Origin of the sequence: Paenibacillus sedimenti (genome assembly GCF_014534655.1) — a bacterium.
GTDB classification, from domain to species: Bacteria; Bacillota; Bacilli; order Paenibacillales; family NBRC-103111; genus Paenibacillus_E; species Paenibacillus_E sedimenti.
In genome coordinates this window covers 230,109-249,121 of the sequence record NZ_JACVVD010000002.1, presented here as the reverse complement: position 1 = coordinate 249,121, position 19,013 = coordinate 230,109, and the positions used below count along the sequence as shown (strand labels likewise).

At 45.0% G+C, this 19,013-nt stretch carries 21 protein-coding genes; 4 read left to right on the top strand and 17 right to left on the bottom strand.

The genetic code is table 11. From position 1 onward, the window contains the following. Positions 1–124: 124 nt before the first annotated feature. Together ICC18_RS05755 and ICC18_RS05750 are read left to right on the top strand one after the other, a co-directional pair. Positions 125–1,330 carry a sensor histidine kinase gene (locus ICC18_RS05755; RefSeq protein WP_188173426.1) on the top strand — a complete coding sequence of 402 codons (1,206 nt, stop codon included), beginning with the start codon at positions 125–127 and terminating at the stop codon, positions 1,328–1,330. Positions 1,331–1,386: 56 nt separating this feature from the next. Then, positions 1,387–2,076 carry a response regulator gene (locus ICC18_RS05750; RefSeq protein WP_188173425.1) on the top strand — a complete coding sequence of 230 codons (690 nt, stop codon included), beginning with the start codon at positions 1,387–1,389 and terminating at the stop codon, positions 2,074–2,076. A gap of 63 nt (positions 2,077–2,139) precedes the next feature. Here the strand turns inward: ICC18_RS05750 and ICC18_RS05745 are convergent, their stop codons facing one another. Both ICC18_RS05745 and ICC18_RS05740 read right to left on the bottom strand, forming a co-directional pair. Further along, positions 2,140–2,613, bottom strand: coding sequence for a hypothetical protein (locus tag ICC18_RS05745; RefSeq protein WP_188173424.1), 474 nt, complete (start codon positions 2,611–2,613; stop codon positions 2,140–2,142). 230 nt (positions 2,614–2,843) lie between these two features. Next, positions 2,844–4,235, bottom strand: coding sequence for a phytase (locus tag ICC18_RS05740; RefSeq protein WP_223192358.1), 1,392 nt, complete (start codon positions 4,233–4,235; stop codon positions 2,844–2,846). Between the two features lie 215 nt (positions 4,236–4,450). Here ICC18_RS05740 and ICC18_RS05735 point away from each other — a divergent pair, with 215 nt between their 5' ends. Next, positions 4,451–4,921, top strand: coding sequence for a winged helix-turn-helix domain-containing protein (locus ICC18_RS05735; RefSeq protein ID WP_188173423.1), 471 nt, complete (start codon positions 4,451–4,453; stop codon positions 4,919–4,921). Between the two features lie 19 nt (positions 4,922–4,940). Beyond that, positions 4,941–6,212 carry an MFS transporter gene (locus tag ICC18_RS05730; protein WP_188173422.1) on the top strand — a complete coding sequence of 424 codons (1,272 nt, stop codon included), beginning with the start codon at positions 4,941–4,943 and terminating at the stop codon, positions 6,210–6,212. Positions 6,213–6,311: 99 nt separating this feature from the next. Here ICC18_RS05730 and ICC18_RS05725 read toward each other — a convergent pair whose 3' ends face one another. From ICC18_RS05725 to ICC18_RS05655, 15 genes are all read right to left on the bottom strand, one after another. Continuing rightward, on the bottom strand, positions 6,312–7,670 hold the full coding sequence (locus ICC18_RS05725) for an extracellular solute-binding protein (RefSeq protein WP_188173421.1): 1,359 nt from the start codon (positions 7,668–7,670) through the stop codon (positions 6,312–6,314). A 39-nt stretch (positions 7,671–7,709) separates the two neighbouring features. After that, the gene (locus tag ICC18_RS05720; protein ID WP_188173420.1) at positions 7,710–8,198 is read right to left on the bottom strand and encodes a MauE/DoxX family redox-associated membrane protein; all 489 of its coding nucleotides are present in this window, start codon (positions 8,196–8,198) and stop codon (positions 7,710–7,712) included. Next, entirely contained in the window at positions 8,149–8,574 is a 426-nt protein-coding gene (locus ICC18_RS05715) for a thioredoxin family protein (RefSeq protein ID WP_188173419.1), read from the bottom strand. The genes ICC18_RS05720 and ICC18_RS05715 overlap by 50 nt, the downstream gene beginning before the upstream one ends. Further along, positions 8,571–8,870 (bottom strand): hypothetical protein, encoded by a 300-nt coding sequence (locus ICC18_RS05710; protein WP_188173418.1) that lies wholly within the window; start codon positions 8,868–8,870, stop codon positions 8,571–8,573. Before ICC18_RS05710 ends, ICC18_RS05715 begins: the two co-directional genes overlap by 4 nt. Continuing rightward, entirely contained in the window at positions 8,867–9,751 is an 885-nt protein-coding gene (locus ICC18_RS05705) for a PqqD family protein (protein WP_188173417.1), read from the bottom strand. The genes ICC18_RS05710 and ICC18_RS05705 overlap by 4 nt, the downstream gene beginning before the upstream one ends. Then, entirely contained in the window at positions 9,732–10,967 is a 1,236-nt protein-coding gene (locus ICC18_RS05700) for a hypothetical protein (protein ID WP_188173416.1), read from the bottom strand. The genes ICC18_RS05705 and ICC18_RS05700 overlap by 20 nt, the downstream gene beginning before the upstream one ends. A 154-nt stretch (positions 10,968–11,121) precedes the next feature. Next, complete coding sequence (locus tag ICC18_RS05695; protein WP_223192411.1) at positions 11,122–11,853, bottom strand: ABC transporter ATP-binding protein; 732 nt, start codon at positions 11,851–11,853, stop codon at positions 11,122–11,124. A gap of 131 nt (positions 11,854–11,984) precedes the next feature. Next, entirely contained in the window at positions 11,985–12,206 is a 222-nt protein-coding gene (locus tag ICC18_RS05690; RefSeq protein WP_188173414.1) for a hypothetical protein, read from the bottom strand. A 39-nt stretch (positions 12,207–12,245) separates the two neighbouring features. Beyond that, a complete protein-coding gene (locus tag ICC18_RS05685; RefSeq protein WP_188173413.1) occupies positions 12,246–12,461 on the bottom strand; it encodes a hypothetical protein in 216 nt (71 codons plus the stop codon). Positions 12,462–12,611: 150 nt separating this feature from the next. Next, positions 12,612–13,238, bottom strand: coding sequence for a response regulator transcription factor (locus ICC18_RS05680; protein WP_188173412.1), 627 nt, complete (start codon positions 13,236–13,238; stop codon positions 12,612–12,614). Further along, on the bottom strand, positions 13,213–14,634 hold the full coding sequence (locus tag ICC18_RS05675; RefSeq protein ID WP_188173411.1) for a sensor histidine kinase: 1,422 nt from the start codon (positions 14,632–14,634) through the stop codon (positions 13,213–13,215). The genes ICC18_RS05680 and ICC18_RS05675 overlap by 26 nt, the downstream gene beginning before the upstream one ends. 70 nt (positions 14,635–14,704) lie before the next feature. After that, a complete protein-coding gene (locus ICC18_RS05670; protein ID WP_188173410.1) occupies positions 14,705–15,298 on the bottom strand; it encodes a response regulator transcription factor in 594 nt (197 codons plus the stop codon). A 4-nt stretch (positions 15,299–15,302) separates the two neighbouring features. After that, positions 15,303–16,475: a sensor histidine kinase gene (locus ICC18_RS05665; RefSeq protein WP_188173409.1), complete on the bottom strand. Its 1,173-nt coding sequence runs from the start codon at positions 16,473–16,475 to the stop codon at positions 15,303–15,305. A 174-nt stretch (positions 16,476–16,649) separates the two neighbouring features. Beyond that, positions 16,650–17,285 carry an HAD-IA family hydrolase gene (locus ICC18_RS05660; protein ID WP_188173408.1) on the bottom strand — a complete coding sequence of 212 codons (636 nt, stop codon included), beginning with the start codon at positions 17,283–17,285 and terminating at the stop codon, positions 16,650–16,652. A 220-nt stretch (positions 17,286–17,505) separates the two neighbouring features. Continuing rightward, positions 17,506–18,993 (bottom strand): glutamate synthase subunit beta, encoded by a 1,488-nt coding sequence (locus tag ICC18_RS05655; RefSeq protein ID WP_188173407.1) that lies wholly within the window; start codon positions 18,991–18,993, stop codon positions 17,506–17,508. Positions 18,994–19,013: the final 20 nt, after the last annotated feature.

Here is a 19,013-nt window from a genome sequence, read left to right as displayed (position 1 = left end):
CAGCTGGCGCGGGTCATAAGGAAGTCACATGAGAAGTCATATCCGGACTATGACTGATCTCACTATGGAATTTGCCGGTTTTTATGTACAATGATCTTACAAGAACGTTAGTTGAAGGGGTTACATGATGGTCCAAAGAAGAGATTGGCATAGCGTAGAATGGACTCTATTTATCGTTTTAACCGGGTTTACGCTGCTTAGTTTGCTTTACATACTTTTGCATATGAATGAGTTTAAAAATATCTCAATCTTGTTTACGATTATTGCATTTCTCCTTTCTTATGCTTTTCCTTTACTATTCTGGAGGCCCAATTACGTTAATGCGCCCCTATACCCGTTAGCCGTCCTCATAACGAATGCGCCGTTGCAAATCTATCTTTCTTGGATGCGCCAAGAAGCCTACTCTATTATTAATTGCCATTTAATGGCCATCGGATTCCTCACTGATCGAAAAAATGCATGGTGGGTTGCGCCTGTGTTTCTCGTAGCCATGCCTGTCTCCTACTTGTTCATCCTGCACCAAGGAATAGGAACAGGTGAACTTTTCAGTGAAATTTTAAATGCCTGCATGATATTCGCCATTGGGCTCAGCTTGCAGCGTGTGGTCACTTCGAATGAAAAAACAGAAAAACTTTTAGCTGAAAATCAACGCCAATATCAATTAATCCACGAGCAGAACAATGCCCTGGAGCAGTATGCCAATCAAATCGAACAGCTTACACTGCTCGAGGAACGGAACCGCATGGCGCGTGAAATGCACGATACGGTCGGACATACCTTCACTTCGGTCATCATGGGAATGGACGCCGTATCCTACCTGATCGAGGCCTCGCCCGAAAAAGCCAAAGAGAAGCTGGACGTGCTGCGGAATGTGACCCGCAATGGGCTGGAAGAAGTGCGCCGAAGCATCCATCAGATGGTGCCTGGTGGAGACGATATGTTTCTCTCTCAGCAGCTAACCCGGCTTGCCAATGAATTCGCCCTGCATACCGGCACTAAAATATGCTTCAAAACAAATGGCGATGAGTACGAAATATCCAAGCAGAGCAAGCTCTCATTAATTCGCTGCCTGCAGGAGTCGCTGACCAATGCCAAAAGGCACGGTAGAGCTAACACCGTGGAAATCTTATTGACTTACGGGAAAGACGAGGTCGGATTGCGCATCGAAGATGACGGGATCGGCGCCGAGCAGCTGAAGGCCGGGTTCGGTATTAACGCCATGCAGGAGCGAATCTCTGCGCTGCAAGGTACGCTGCAGGTTAGCTCGGCTTCCGGTCAAGGAACCGTTGTCACCTGCTCGATTCCCGCCAAGCGCTTTTCTTCGTTCTAGCTCGTTCCATTACCTGATGGTACAATGTAGTAAACATAAAGTAGGAGGATTCACATATGAGCGCAAATCCGCTAAAGCTGCTCCTGGTCGATGATCAGGATTTAATTAGAGAAAGTTTGCACATTGTGCTCGATATGGACCCGGATATTAACGTGGTAGGCCTTGCAGAGAACGGTCATGTCGCGCTGAAGCAGTGCGAAGAGCATCAACCGGACGTTGTCCTCATGGACATTCATATGCCGGTGATGGATGGCGTCGAGGCTACACGGCAGATTAAGGCCGCTTGGCCGCATATTCATGTGATCATTCTGACCACCTTCCAGGAGATCAACTACGTTGTCGATGCGCTCGGTGCAGGCGCTGAAGGCTACCTGCTCAAGGCGATTCACCCCAAAGACCTTGCCGCCGGCATCAAGTGGGTGCACCAGGGCGGCACGCTCATTCCGCAAGACATCGCCAAAATGCTAGTTCAACAAGCACGAGGCGTGCAAGAGACGAACGATCGCGAGCCGGCAGCAAAGCCCGGAGCCGAAGAAGCTGTGCGAACGGATGTCTATGGATTGAGCGAACGAGAGGTCCAGGTGCTGCACTGCATCGCCGACGGGCTCAGCAACAAGGAAATCGCCGAGAAGCTGTACCTGTCCGAAGGCACCGTCAAAAACTACATTTCCAGCATCTACTCCAAAATGGACGTCCGCGATCGCATCCAAGCCTCGAAGAAGGCGCATGAGGAAGGTTTGTTGTAGGTAGGGATCTCCCAAATAGAACAAAGCCGCCCCCTGGCAACCGACCAAGGAAGCGGCTTTATTTCATTCAAACAATTTCTCAATAAAAGACTTTCTTCTTTTGCGTATTTTTCTGTAGCTCTTCACCCTGGAGTAGGTTGGTGCGGGCTCCTCGGCTGAAGCGGGTTCCGGTGCAAGCCGCTCTTCTTTCGGCGCCGCCTCAGCGTCTCCTGCGATCTGCGGGTTTTGCTCCGTTCCGCTGTCAGATCGCCAGTGCTGCTCCATCATTGCTGCCCATTGCTGATCCAGCTTTCTTTCGAGCCCCAGCTTTAACTGCCGGAAAAGCTGTTCCTGCTGCCGATGCTGGGATTGAGAATGTTCATGAAGCTCATCTTGAAGGGACATCACTTGTTTGGAAAGAAGCATGACGGCCTTCTGCAAAGAAATCAAGCGCTGTGCGCTGACAGGCTCTTCCGTTCCGTCATTCTGAATCTCCTCTCCAAGATCGGCGAGCAACATGTTCAGCTCTTCAACCATTATGAGATCCTCTTTCTTCATGTGCTCCCCCTTAATCCGTTCCTTGTTTAACAAGCTTTCTCTATTGTACACGAACCGGATCAAATCTTCATCTTTTGCAACTGGTTGTTATCGCTATTCTTTCACGTGGGTAACGGAAAAGGGGCTGCCCCACAAGGTCTGTAACGACCTGAGGGACAGCCCCTTTTCCATAATCAGAATTAATCGCGCGCGGATTATCGGAACGTCGGTTCCTCTCGCCCGTAATCCTTTTATTTCGCCGAACGCTGTACCAGCTTCCGCGGATCTACGCTGTTTTGCATATCCAAATTCGGCTGAATCGCTTTGGCGATTTGCTCCCAACCGACAATCTTGAAATTCTGGTTGAGTTTCTTTCCGTTCTCGTAATTCGCATCGTCCTGCGAGACAAATATCCCGTTCGGATATTTCGCGCCAAGTCCGAAGCTGAGCACGTCGATACCGTCCGTTTCAGAGGTGCCGTCGATATTATCGCCGTCAGCGATGGTGAAATTCGAGATATATGGGTTATTGCCTTCTCGTTTGTATACCGCATAACTGTTGCTTCCCTGACTCGACGCGATCATATAGCCGCTGCCGTCTTTGCCGTAGTACAGAGTCAAGCCCTCGATATCGTCCTGAAGGCGGCGGCCGTCCGCAATATCGACTTGAGCGATCGCCTCATTCCCGCCGTCCGGCTCGGCGTTGTATTTCCATATCGCCGCATCTTCCTCAGCGATATAAATATGACCGTACTCATCGTCCGCAACCATGCCCTCGGATTGAGTAGCCAAACGGAATTCACGCACCAGCTTGCCTGTCACCTTGCCGCTTCCGTTATCGCTCAGTTCATACTGCTCGAACTCGCCTTTCTTGCCGAGCACAAGCGCGTAAAACTTGCCGCTCTTCAAACTGTGGTATAAGCTGAAGCCGTACACCTCGCCCATGCTGGATTTGATCGGCTTGTCCACGATATTTGTGAGCTCTCCCGTATCCCCTGAAACGGAAAAAACGTCGATCGTATTCGTCGTCCGGTTCGTCGCCGCAACGATATCCGCCTTTTTACCGCCAAGCGGGAAGTCGTAGCGGAGATCGATGTTGTTCATTTTGCCAACCTTGTAAGACTGGAGCTGTTTACCATCCAGATCATATACCAGGATGCCTCCCGCTTTGTTAGTCGCAATCAGTTTGCTCTTCGCCGGATCCATGGAATCCACCCATATCGCCGGGTCATCCGCCGCATCATCACCGCTGTCCACCGCCTCCGTCTCGCCCTGCGCCTTCACGGCCACCGACGGAATCGCATCCTTCGGATCCTGATACTTGGCGTTTTCGGCCAAAATGCTTTGCATGAGCGTGTTTGGCACATATGTTTTCTGATCCGACAGCTTCACTGGAGTGGAGAGTTTGCCCTCCTTGCCGGCCAACCGATACTTGACTTCATCGATCGTAACGATTCCGGCAATGCCGTTCTTAAGCTTATACATCACCGTCCGGTCCTCCTCATCCCAGCTGACCTCGGCCCCGATCTTCTCCAATTGCTCACGGAGCGGCGCAAAGTCGCTATCTGCCGCATACGATCCTCCCGCAGGCAGCATCATCCCAGCTACCAGAATGGAAATTAACCATGTGTTACGTTTACTCATCGCTTCTTGTCCCCTTACTCTGGAAATATTTTCATATCAACTTCCACCAAGTATAGAAGGCAACTATTCGGGATTTATTAATCTTACGTTAATGTTTTGTGAATATTGGACGGCTTCAAAGTCGTAATTGACTTCCAGTCTGTTCTGTATTATTTTTAATCTATATTCCAGATTATTCTGTAATTTAGATCATTAATGAAATAGGTGGCTTAGACATGGAGAACCAATCTAATCAAACCGAATCCATTCCAAAGATCACGCCCGAACAAAGCAAGCTGCTCCAAAGCGCACTGCGCATCAAGATTTTGCATGCACTGGCCAAAGAAGCAAAAACGGCCAAACAAGCAGCTGTTCAACTTCAGCAAACCCCGGGCAATATTCATTACCATATTCAGAAGCTTCATGACGGCGGGTTCCTCGAAATCGTTAAAACCCAGACTGTGCGCGGTGTTGTAGAGAAATATTATCAATCCCTAGGGACGGCATTCAAGACTGATGCTCGTTCCGAAATTGAATTTATTCCAGGCGAACGTCCTTCGCATCTTTCCACTAGCTTACTGCTATCCGATTCTGAGCTGGAGCAATTTCGTGAAGAATTGAATCAATTGCTATCCCGGTGGGAAAGCCACCAATCAACCGGCGCAGAATATGGAATCTCTATAAAAATTGGGCGGATATCTGTTTGAATGAAAGGAGTATCCCTGCATGCAAGCTCAATCTCAACTGAAAAAAAAGCTCCGGTTATTTGATAATTTCATGGTCCCTTTTACCCAATCACGTTCATTTCCGTATTTATGGCTCAGCCAACTTATTTCTATGGTAGGCAGCTCAATTACAACCGTTATCCTTCCTATGGTCGTTTATTCGCTAACCGGCTCGACGACAATGATGGGCATTGTGATGGGGATCTATATGCTGCCTTATGTCCTCATGCTTCCGTTCTCGGGATGGGTCGTAGACCGTTATGATCGAGTCCGAATTATGATGCTGTCGAATGTAATCCGATTTATCGTTATGTTGCTCATAGCGATATTTATATTTACAGATTGGTTATCCGTTCATATTTTATTTGTACTTGTCGGAGTAAATGGTTTGATGGAAGGACTCTTTCAGCCTGCTTTTTCCGCTGTCAGGGCTACTGTGTTCACGCCGGAAATTCGCAATGCAGCCAATGCGCTCACGCAAATGAGCATACAGGCGGTGCGGTTGATTGGCCCTGTACTCGGCGGGCTGATCGTATCTTCCTTTTCGCCGGGATTTGGATTCGGCTTGGATGCACTAACTTATCTACTCTCCTTCTTATGCTTGATCCAGCTGGTGAAGTATTTGGCCCGGGAGTTACCCAAGAAAAAGACAGACACTGAAGCAACCTTCTCTTGGAAAAGCGACCTTATGGATGGGATCACTATTTTAAAGGGACATCCCTGGCTATGGATTACGATTCTTGCCTTTTCCTTCATCAATATTTGTTATAGCGGAGTCATTGTTGTTCTCATTCCTTGGCTGTTTAAGGTGCATCTCCAGCTGGATCCGTTCATCTACGGGATTGGTATCGCTTGCTCAGGTGGCGGGGCTATTGCAGCAGCACTCTTATTCGGATCGCGCACAAACTGGAAGCGGCGCGGGGTGCTTGCTTATGGCGGCGCATTGCTGAGCGGTCTTGCTTTGTTGCTGATGCCCTTCACAACCTCATCCATCGGCTTGGCATCACTGATGGCTCTTGAGGGCTTTGGGCTGATGATCTTTGGCCTGATTTGGGAGACCAGCCTCCAAGAACTGGTTCCTGCTGAAGCCTTTGGCCGTGTTGCCAGCCTCGATTTGCTGGGTTCTTTCGCCTTGCTGCCCGTTAGCTACGTCCTCATAGGCTGGATAGCCGATAAGATTGGTGGAATCAGCACGATGGCGATCTTTGCTGCTGTTGGTATTGCAGCTGTAGCTTGCGTGCTCTGTATACCTAGTATCCGACGATTTCAATAGGCTGAAAAAACAGCAAATGCCAGGTTCTCTTTTTTAAAAGAGCACTTGGCATTTGATTTTTACTCTAAATGTTCAATAACAACATTGGTAATTAGCATGTTATTGCTCTTTCTCTGCTATCGCTTTAGACAATTCCTCCTGCCCCTTGCTCTGCAAAGCTGCCAATGCTTCATCTACTGTTTTCTTATTTCCGACAACATTTCGCAGCTCCTCCTCCGCCAGAGTGGCAAACTTCTGAAAGAAAGAGTTTGGAATTCGGTCGAATCCGTTGTTACTTAGATTTGAATTAGGTTTGAGCGCGTAGAACGGTTCTAAGCTCCGACCTTCTCTTTCTTTTGAATAGGATACGCGGGTCAACAGCGCTTTCGTCGATTTTGACTGTATCTTAGCTGTTTCGTCGCTGTTGATATGTTGAACTAACTTCCAAGCAGCTTCCGGTTGAGGCGAATCAACGGAAATCGCAAAGATATAGGATAACGAAAATGCATGGCTTAAGCTCGGATTAGATGGATCGATCGGCACCGTCACCAGTTCCCAATCGAACGCAGGAATATCTTTTAATACCTCCTTTGCTTGATTAATAGAATTGATCATGAATGGAGTCTCTGCAGTCATGGCGCTTCGACCTACAGCAAATAGGTTCTGCTTTAAAAAATCTTCATATTTTTCTCCGCCGCTACCGAACTGCGCAAGGTAAATCGAGTTCTTCCGGTATGCATCGGTTACGATTTGAAAACTCCGTTTCCAACCGTCTGTCCGAATAGTGAGCTGCATCGTTGTCGGATCAACTATATTCATGCCTTGCGTATTACCGACATTGATCAATAGATTAAACAATGACGGCGAATTTTGCGAAAAACCGTATATCTTCTGCCCTTCGGCCTCCTTAGAATCAAACCGCTCAGCTAGTCGGAACACATCCTCCCAAGTCATACCATTTCGGGGATAGGGAATACCATATAGATCAAATAAAGTCTTGTTATAAAAGAGCGCCTGACTGTTAAACGTTGGACTCAGCCCGTAAAAGCCCTCACCTTTTTCCTTAAGCATTTGAACTACGGAGGATAGCATCCCTTCAGTATCAAAGCTATCCCTTTGAATCAACGGCTCTAGATCAAGCAATTTGCCCATGGCTGCCATTTCTTGGTATTGACTTTCATTAAGCATCAAAACATCCGGTTTCTCGGTATCCAAAAATTTATAAAAAGCGCTATTCATATCCTTCGTTGTATTATACAACGATTCCATGGGCGTAACCTTGACGTCTATTTTCGGGTATTTCAAAGAGAATGTACCGCCATACTGTTGATTGAAATAGGCTTCATCCCAATTCATGACCTTAATCGATGCACTTTCGGCCGAATCGGAAACCTTATCTCCGGCAGGATAAAGCTTGCATCCTGTAATGGTCACACTTATTATCATCAAAATGGCGAGCCCGGATATCCAGGTTTTCAATGTCATTCCCTCCTAACGATACATCAAAATCCTTGGTTCCTAGCCACTCTTTATTCGAAAGCGGCGCCAGAACAAAAGGCGATAAATCAATAAATAGCCAACGACTATCAATAGACAAGCATTTTTTGTTATATCCCAATACCCGACTTCTCTTGCTGTACCCGGACCGAAGCAGCCACAACCGTAGGGGAGCACTTCCCCCCATTTCCATAAGAGAACTGTCGTGAAGGCAGCGACAAGCAGTCCGGCTCCACCTGCCGCTAGTGCTGCAAAAGGAAAGTAAAGCATTCCTGCTGAGATTAATAACTCCATAATGGGAATTAGAATTGACAGAGGTTTATTCCAAGCTTCCGGTATAAGCCCATATGAATCCAAAATGAGTCCGAAACCATAAATGTTGATTATTTTACTACTGGCCGAATACAGGAAAATTGCTGCGGTTACCCAGCACATCCCCATATATACACGACCTGTAAAACTACTTGGAAACGAACGCTGTGTAGTCCTCACTGGGATAGTTGCCTGCAATTCTCTCTACCTCCTTCCCCTTGCTGAAACGAATCAATGTCGGGGTCACTTTAATCGAATAAGTATCCCAAGCAATTTCGTCTCGATAAATGTTAATCGGGACCAGAGAAATTTTCTCCCGTTCCACATAGGCTAGCAGTTCAGGTGATACCTTTTCACATATTTGGCAGCCCGGTTGGTAATAGTAGGCGTAAATGTCGGGTTCATTTATTAACTTAACTTCCAGTTCTTTGTATGTAATTGCATTCTTAAATAACCGTTTCTCATTCTCCATCTTTCGCTCGTAGGAGTAAGAAAGACCATATCCCGTTGCGAGGAGTATGACGGCGATCACGATGAACCCGGAAATCATACGTTTTGCAACGAAATCTTTCATGTTCGTCCCCCTTGGTTCGCTTTTATTGTCAAATACACGATGTAAATAATCGTAATCAATAGACCAACAAACAAAGGAATCATTAAATGACCAGGACCTTGTTCCGTGACAATTTTTGTGCGAAGCTCTCCGCCCACCATTTCCGATTCTTCATAATAACCTTTTAGGTAAAACAAACCTTTTCCAATCCGTTGCCCCAATTCCAATTTCTGAAATGCGGCGAAGCTGAAAACCAAAGCGAAAGATATCGCAAAACTCCCCAAAAAGAACTTAAACAATTTGAGCAACAGTTTCATCTCGAACCTCCCTCTCTGGCTTTGAAGTATTTTTTTCTGAGGATTCCCCATAGGGCTGCCCGTATGTTTTTCCCGTCAGTGGACAGCAACGTGAAGATATTTGAAATCCAGATAAACGCGATAAACGCGAGTGAATTCGAGCTGTTCAACCTAGCAAAGTATAGCAACTCAAGACCAATTAACGCTGGCAGAAGGGGCCCAAGGAGGCTGACTACAATTTCTTTCCATTCCATAAGTGTCTTCCGGTATAGGCCTATCGTGAAATTTTTACGTCCGACATACAGCATCTTGTCCTGCTCCCCGGTCATGTACAACCCAAATACATGGGCAAATTCATGAACGGCAATGGATACGAAAATATTAATTGTAAACAAACCAGCAGCCATCACATCGAAATTTTCAATTTGCAAAAACAACAAAAACATCACAAACAGAGCGAGCAAGTAATAATAAGGGATCGCAAAGACCAGGTAAAGAAACATCAACAGCGGATGACGGGCAGCCATAGGCGGTATATCGTACCTTTCCCGTCTTTCCCAGAGCAGGACTAACTGCCGAAGCTCCAAGGTTCTCATGTAAAACCATGCATAGGAAAGGCGTAATCTTACATTTCTTCGCTTCACATTTACGAGATAATGTTCGTTCAACCCGGCAAAGAAGAGAAGCACTTCCGACTCAGCTTTCGATAAATCAATTGAATAGCGTTCAGCCACTTCAGCCGCAATAACTTTGAAACTGCGGTGATGGTCAACGAGAGACAGCATATACGCGCCACTCTCATTCAGTGGATACGATTCCTTCATGAGGACATCAATTATCCGCTCGCCATCTGTTTGAACGGAAACCGGCAAACTCGGGATGTCATCCAGGAATAGCATCATAATCCAATTTTCCCTTCTTCTTCTTTGTAGTGAACCATATTATGTACAAATAAGAGAAGCATGCCGTAAGCAATAGCTTGCCGAACAGGATTACTATCTTGTTTTGCAGAAGAGATACTCCCTCAATTGCTATTAGAAACACTAGGATCGAAACAATAGTTTGAAGCATGCTGTTCATTTGTACGATTTCCTTAAGAAATTCATGAATTAAAAGTGCGATGAGGACAAATAACCATAGTTCTATAAACATCATAAGTACCGTCATCAGTTCCACCTTCATCCGGAGCAATGCCATTGCTGCCATAGAGATACTTAGCAGCAAAGTAGCAGCGGCTATATAAAACAACATCTTCCCTGCTATAAAAGGCTTCAATTTCAGTGGCAACAAGCGAATCGTACGCATGGTGTGCGAACTATAAGTTGATAATTGACTTAACCCGAGTCCTAATGTGAAAATCAAAAAATGAGCATACTCACCTTGACCTCGTAGCCCAAATAAGGAATAAGCTATGAGTACAAAACCATTTCCAAGTAAAACGTAAAATAATAAAGCCCCCATTCGCCCTGAATTTCGAATTAGTTGGAGCAGTTCCAATTTGAAGCCGTTGGCTACCTCGGATGGATAAAAGCGCCATGATCCCGTTGTTGTCGCCTTTATAGGTCTATTGTCTCCCGACCTGCTGAGAACGAAATAAATAAATGCAAATTGTGCAACGCATATTAATGCAAGCATCCAGATGGAAACTACCGAGCCAAACATCGCCTCTATGGTCCAGACAATAGGTGTCGGAAGCTTTAATGAGAACCTATCTATGACAATTATGTAAATAAATAATACTAGTACAAGCAAATTCAACATGCTTTCTAAGGTATACGAGCGCAGTTTTAGTCGGTATGCTCCAAAACGAACTACATATCTTAGTATAAATGAGGTTTGTATACAGAACAGGATCAACAACATGAAAGCTGTCAGGAATAAGACTGGATGCGTATTCCTTTCAAAATACTCAAGCATAACCACAAACATGCTGCCGCTCTCTATAGTAAAAAGGACAAATAACAGCCCTAGAAAAGGGAGGGCATTAGAGAGAAATATATCCCTCTTGGATATCGGCAACCTTTGCAGGTACTGTCTCGGATCGGGCCTCAACAAGTAGAGCAGAAACAATGTTAAGGTCAAATAGATGATGCTGGCTACTGTCACCACGTTGATCAAGAGTACATCCTTACCCATCGGCGGTAAGCTTTGAAAATTTCGCTTCATTTCAAAGTACAAATAAATTTGAAAACCGATTAAAAACAGGGCAACCCCTGCCCATATCTTTTTCTCCAGCTTGCCGGCTGCACGTTTATGCTGCAATAGCGTTAGCCTATAAATTGGCAACCACATCTTTAACCAACTCCTTGGCGGATGGCATCAGGGTAAGTGAGATGAAAAGCTCTTCAAGTGATTGGCAACCATGCTCTGCCAGCATTCCCGAAACGCTTCCTGACAACAGCACCTCTCCGCGATGAATAAGTGTGACCCGGTCGCACAATTGCTCGGCGAATCCCATATCGTGGGTTGAAATAAGAACGCCGTTTCCTTTCAATTTCCATTCTCGCAAAAGCTGTTTGATCATGTAGATCACTTGAGGGTCGAAGCCGGCAATCGGCTCATCAAGTATAAGCAGCTTTGGGTTGGAAAGCAGTGCAGCGGCTAGCTGTACCTTCTTGCGCATTCCCCGGGAAAAGCCCCCCACATTCATATGTAACTCTGAAAGCTGTAATACCTGAAACAACCCTTCAGCATTTTGCCGGATTTTATCCTTTGTCATTTCATATGCAAATCCAGTAAATTCTATTATTTCGTAAGGTGTCAAATGATCCAGCAACACCTCGTCATCGGGAACATATCCGATGCGCTTCCTGTAGGAAACTTCGTCCTTCATGTTTATCACGTTGCCTTGCCAACTTATCGTACCTTCATCAATCAACATCTGCAGAAGCATCGCTTTAATTATCGAGGTTTTTCCTGCACCGTTCATACCGATTAATCCATGTATTTCATGCTCGTTTACGGACAAGTTTATATTTTTGATTCCCTTATCGCGGTCATACATCTTCGTTACATTCGTAAGTGTTATGATCGAAGACCTCAGAACTTCCTCCTCCTCACTGTTCTCATTAGATAAACGCCGTGAAATCCACACAAAGATGCCTTTGCGCGGATTTCAACACGTTTATCTTGAGATCAAGAGTTTTTGTAACATTCCACTTTCCACATCAGACTAAACGCCCAGCTTTCTACTTTCGCTAATCCACCTGAATCGCGGCAACTGCTGATCGCACGATCTAGCGCTACTTGACTGACGACCCAGACGACAAACAAAAGAATTAAACCCCACCATTCATCACGGGAAACATTGCTTTTTTGCTCCAAGTTCACTTGCGGGCTTTGAAATGTCATAATCATCAATTCCTCCTTAGAATATTAAATGAACCGCTTTAAAAACTATTCCTTATAACATTCAACTTGCCATGAGCTTCCAAAGAAACTGGATGAAACCTTGGCTGTACCACCGCTATCTTTGCATTCTTGTACCGCCTGATCCAATGCATAATTACTGTAAACTCTGATGATGAAGAGCAGTACTAGCACTACGGGCCACCATTCGTCCCTTGTTACGTCCGATTGCTTAATTATGAATGTCGGCGAAACGTATGCCATTTCACGAATCACCTCCTTGCTTTTCAGGATACAAATCATAGACTAATGGATCGGTATGTATTGTTTTACTTGATGCTATCCTCCTTCATCCTAACGTTTTCCATTATTTTATATAAGACCCATTTATTATAGGACCTTTTAGATATTGAATTAGCTCTGCAGCCATCCTCCCTGCCTAACCTTTCGAATTGCTTCCTTACTGCTCTTAACACCTAACTTTTTCAAAATAGCCGATACTTGATTTTTGACTGTCTTTTCCGACTTGTAGAGCTTCGTCTGGATTTGTTGTTGGGTCAAACCCTCTTCGATAAGTTCAAAAATTACACGTTCAGCCGGAGTTAACTCCATTAGCTGCTCTTCTTGTTTTAAACGCGCATATTCTTTCACAAGGATTTGAATTGGCCCTTCCATATAGTAGGCAGTACGAATGGCTTCGGGTAGCCATTGATAATGAAACTTGGGGATAAAGTTAACGGCTCCAACGGCAAACGATTGAAGAACCGCCTCTTCTTCTTCAAATGAAGTAAGCATAATTATTTTCGCGTCACAGTAAGGTTTAATCTCTGTAGCCACTGCGATTCCATCCCATTTTGTGGACGATAAATGCAAATCCATCAACACAATATCGATTTCATGTCCATGAAACTTAATAAAATCCAGGGCTTCCTTGTGTTTCATTGCAGTTCCCATTACAAAGAAATTACGATCAGCGGCAAGATACAATTTCAATGCATGCAGCCAATTTGCATCGTCATCGACGAGCAGCAGGTTTATCATTTGCAAATTCCCTCCCAAAAAGGGACACTTTACGATCTAAGTCAAGCAACTTACGCTTCGGGAAATGGAGCAGAACCGCAGTGCCCTTGCCTTCCTTGCTTAAAATTTCCATTGAACCATTATGAGCCTGCATTACTTTGTACACATAGGATAGCCCTAAGCCGAAATTGGTTTTCCGATCCTTTGTAGTAAAAAACGGAGACACAATAAAACCAAAGTGACGTTCAGGGATTCCGACGCCTGTATCCCTTACTGATAACGTCACTCCACCTTTGAGCCGATAAATCTCAATGTATAATTTCCCCCCCGACTTCATTGCTTCAACTGCGTTGCTAAACAAATTAACTAATACTTCATGAACTTGGACGTTGTCACATAACATCACCGCATCACAGCTATAGTTCCGGCTCAACGTGATTTGTTGTTGCGAGAAATACGGAGTCATGACTTGAATAGCTTTGTCCGCCAAAACAGATATCCGGTGAGCCTGCAGATTAAGCTTGATATCTTCCGATTGATCACGCAAACGTGCCATCATAGCCAGAAGATGATCAGTTGCTTTCATAATTAACGCGACATTCTCTTGAATATCCAAGTTTTTGGCTGCAGGATGGTTACAGATGTTATTTACGCACATAGAAATAATACTTATCTCCGTCTTCATACAATGGTTCATCATCTGGGTTGCGGAAGATACCGTATGTAATGTATGGTTAAGATTTTGCTGCTTGAATCTAAGTTTTACGCCCATAATGCCGTATTTCGCGGCAAGAAAAAATAATGTTATAAGGAACAACCATTTGATAATATCCATATATATCCATTTTAATTGCTCTCCGTTAGTAAACAAAATATAGTCTGCAAATAGTACCCATATGACGATCGGCAAACAAAACAGGAGCTGAAGCCGCTCCTTTTTTACGAAAGGGTGGACCTCCTTTAAATAGCAGTATACTAGTAAAGCGGATCCAGGCAGTAAAGTGCACCCTGCCCATAAAGAAAGAAGGAGATAATTGAATTGAAGCATAGGATAAATTGGGGTAGTTCCAAGTAAAATTAGGAGTGGAATAGCCAATCCATATGAGATGACCCTCTTCATTCTGTTCCCGAAAAATTTGGTATAGTCTAGGCAGAAATTAATATAGGCATATGGCAGGCCATAATGATACAAAAGCGAGCAGGTCTCATAGCCGAGAAAAATAACTCTAGCCCATTCTGCATCAGCTTGAATAGTGCCCGATTCCATAAGTTCATCAATGATATTAGAAAGGTTGCCAATTCCTCCAACAAAAAGAGTTAGTCCCGCCCACCTCGCATCTACGCTTCGCCACTTGTTCCAAAGAAGTACGCTTCCCATAGCCCACAATAATAGAAAGCTTATCCAATGAAATATCATACTTCTATCACCCTTTGAGAATCCATCTATCCATTATCATAATTACAAATATTATGTTTGGGGAGGGGAGTTATTTCCCCCCCTCCCTCTCTAGTTTTTTTCTGATATTATAAATGTGTCTCTTTACATTATCGGCGGTTGTAACCAAGTACTCGGCTATTTGCTTACGCGTCTTCCCCTCTTCCCGAAGATCCTGTACGCTGCGCTCGGCAGGCGATAGAACCCGTAATTTCCGCTCTCTTCTTAGCTCCTGGGTAACGATAGCAGAACAATCCGGATGGATACTTACACGACCCTTGTAGGCTGCCCTGATAGCACCTGGAATGTCCCTGTAGCTTTCTTTCCCGATATAATTAACGACCCCTTGGTCGAAAGCTTGCAAAATTCTTTGTTTATCCGCGCTTAAACTCGTAAGCATAATAATTTTACTTGAAGATAAACGGTGAATTCGACCCGCTGCCTCAATACCGTTATATTGATGCTTGGACAACATAATATCCAGCAAAACAATGTCTGGAACCTGATTTTGCAAGGCCTGTAGAGCAGCTGCTTCATCGGCACAAGAGTGAATAACCTGAATATCCTTTTCTTCTACCAATAATTCCCGCATATGTTCGCGCCAGGATTGGTCATCGTCAACGATCATGACTTTTATAACGTCCACTTGATCACCTCATTGGAAATTTCATCGTTACTGATGCTCCATTTTCGATGTTTGAAATCTCAAGTTTCCCTCTATGGGCTTTCATAATTTTGTCCACATGGTGCAGGCCGATTCCGTGGTTGGTAGAGACATTTTTTGTGCTGAAAAAAGCTTCTGTAACCCGCTGTATCATGTCTTCGGGTATTCCACCTGCTTGATCAGAAACAGTAATTTCAACCATTCTTCTTTTTGTGGTTTCAACCCGGATCGCTCCGGGCTTCCCGTTATACGCTTCCATTGCATTTTGAAGCAGGTTTTGGATTGCCTCCTGCAGCAGTTCCACGTCTACAAATAGTAAACCCCGATATACGAATTGCCGTTCAAGCATAATTTCCGCCTTCTCAAATGCAGGAGACAACTTGAAAAAGACTTGATTAATTGCCTCTTCAAGCAGAACTGATCTTGGAGTAATCTTTATTTCCCGATTATGTCCTCTGAACAGATTTACCACACGGAGCATGCGTTGAGAAGCCTCGGTCAGCCGCTCGATATTTTCAAGCACTATTTCTTTGCCGCCCGCTTCCTGCTGTAGTAACGCCTTCATTTGGTCCACATATAACATAATGTTTACGGTTTCATTTTTGATGGTATGATTCATAATTTCCGCACCTGAGGCATAAACACGAACCGAGTTGTTTAGTAAATCGTTTTCCTTACGTACAAAAATAACTCCGTTAAGTATGGAAAAAACTATAAACATGAGGAAAGAAAGCGAAACAGATAGACCCGCGTATCGGTGCATTTGAGCTGCATTTTCATAATAAAATACATCTGCCAAGTTGACGAAAACTAATGTCGATAAGATGCCCGGCACAAAAATTAGAACAATAAACAACCGATTACGCTTAATCGTCCTGTTTTTTTCTTTCAGATAAGACAATATCAGAAGGATGCAGCCTAGTAGATTGTAAGGCACGGTCCAGAACAGCAGGATAATGAAATAGGTTAAATCTTCTTTTACAAACTGCCCCCAAGGGTAAAAAAACACCATTATAAAACAAGGAATAACGAGTATATAGGCATACTTTTTTTGATGCTTCTTCGTGAAGAAATTGGAATAAACTATCGTAAACATTAAAAAAGCATAGTAGTAGAAGGTGTGACTGATGTAATTAAAAAGCATAATTAACTGCTGCATCCATTTACCGATGTATATCGGAGGGACCAAAGCCAGAATGGCCGCCGACAAAAGCGCCAAGGAGGAAGTAATCAGGAAAAAGACTGCCCACTGTGATCTGTCTACCCCCGGATTGATATAGGCAATAATAATAGCAGTTAGCAGCAACATGAGAAACATTGCTAAATAAAGCACCTAAATGTTGCCTCCTTGAACAATTCGAGCGATTTCTTCGGGATGGTGAACGATAAAATCAGGCTTTCCTTTCAAAATCAGCTCTTCTGAATCATACCCCCATATTACCGCAACGCTCGTCACATTCACCTTCTTACAAGCCTCAATATCGCGTATTTCATCTCCGACATATACAACGTCTTCTGTTTTCAAACTAAGCTCTTTTACCATTTTTGCTATTGCCTTATCTTTGCCAAAAAGATTGCTTGCGCAATAGACATAATCAAAGAATTCAATCCCGTTCAGTTGTAAAAAATGACGAATATTCGATTCGGCATTAGAACTTAGAATACCGATTCTTATATTCATTTGTTTCAAGGTTCTGAGTACGTCCTCAATCCCGGAAATCAAGTTAAGACCCACTACTGAGCTTTTATATCTTTTCCGTGCATCAAGAAGTAATCTCGGAAGCTTATGTATGGGGCATTTCAAAGCCTTTAAACGGTCTCTTATATTTAATTTGGCGTATTCTTCAACTAAATGTTCCTCGATCTTCGTACATCCATACTTTTCAGCTAGTTCATTAAAAATTTGAATAGCTAACGGCCTGGAATGAACTAAAGTTCCGTCAAAATCAAATACAATGACTTTTTTCATGCGACCATATAATTTCCTTTCCAATTTTTGATGAAATCATCAGTTTACAGTCATTATACAGATAATCAGGAATAAAAAAAGTAAAATAATGTCGTAATGTCATAAAAATACAAATTATTAACATTGCAAAAAAAGACCAAATTCTCATAGTGAAAAGCAAAAAGACTGCCTCCAAGTAAACCCGCGTCTACTTCGAAAGCAGTCTATTTGATATAAAGCTCTATGATGGCAAGTTCGACGATCCCATGAGGTAGCGATCGACTTCACGAGCCGCAGCGCGACCTTCGTTGATTGCCCAAACGACAAGGCTTTGACCGCGACGCATGTCGCCCGCTGCGAAGATGCCCGGTACATTCGTCGCGAATGTGCCGTATGCCGCTTTCGCATTGGAGCGATCGTCTTTCTCAACACCAAGCTGATCCAGTACCGTGTTCTCCGGTCCTGTGAATCCCATAGCAATCAGCACAAGCTGCGCTGGGTACACTTTCTCGCTGCCCGGCACTTCAACAGGCACGAACGCGCCCTTTTCATTCTTCTGCCACTCGATCAGAACCGTGTGCAGCTCTTTCAGGTTGCCGTTCTCATCCCCCACGAATTTCTTCGTGTTGATGAGGTACTGACGCGGATCGGCGCCTTGAACGGCGGCCGCTTCCTGTTGACCGTAGTCCACCTTGTGGACTTTCGGCCACTCCGGCCAAGGATTGTTCGCCGGACGCGTATCCGGCGATTTCGGCATGATTTCGAACTGGGTGACGCTCTTGCACTTGTGGCGCAAGGATGTGCCCACGCAGTCCGTTCCCGTGTCGCCTCCGCCGATAACGATGACATCTTTGCCTTCGGCTGATATAAAGGCGCCGTCAGCGTGCTCGGAATCGAGCAAGCTCTTCGTGTTCTTGCTCAGGAATTCCATCGCCAAGTGAATGCCTTTCAGCTCACGGCCTTCAATCGGAAGGTCGCGCCCTTTCGTAGCTCCTCCGCAAAGGACGATCGCATCGAACTCCTCTTGCAGCTTCTCAATCGGATAGTTCACGCCAACGTGAGCGCCGGTTATGAAAGTAACGCCCTCGGCTTCAAGCAGATCGACACGGCGCTGGACGTACTTCTTATCCAGCTTCATATTCGGGATGCCGTACATGAGCAGTCCGCCGATACGGTCGGCGCGTTCGAATACGGTCACCCAGTGGCCGGCTTTGTTCAGTTGGGCCGCTGCAGCGAGTCCGGATGGACCGGAGCCTACGACGGCAACCTTCTTGCCGGTGCGGACTTCCGGAGGCTGGGGTGTAATCCAGCCTTCGGCGAAGCCTTTATCGATAATCGCTTTTTCGATGCTTTTAATCGTAACCGGTGTGTCTTTCAGGCCAACCGTACAAGAACCTTCGCACGGAGCGGGACATACGCGGCCAGTAAATTCAGGGAAGTTGTTCGTCTTGTGCAGACGATCCAACGCTTCTCTCCATTGACCGCGATACACGAGATCGTTCCATTCCGGGATCAGGTTGTTGACCGGGCAGCCGGCAGCCATGCCGCTTATCAGCTTGCCCGTATGACAGAACGGGATGCCGCAGTCCATACATCTAGCGCCTTGCGTCTGAAGTTTATCGTCCGTCAGTGGAGTCGCAAACTCTTTCCAATGACCGATCCGCTGCAGCGGGGCCGCTTCGGTAGCGACTTCACGACTATATTCCATAAAACCAGTGGGTTTACCCATTGCGTTGCCCTCCTGAGAGT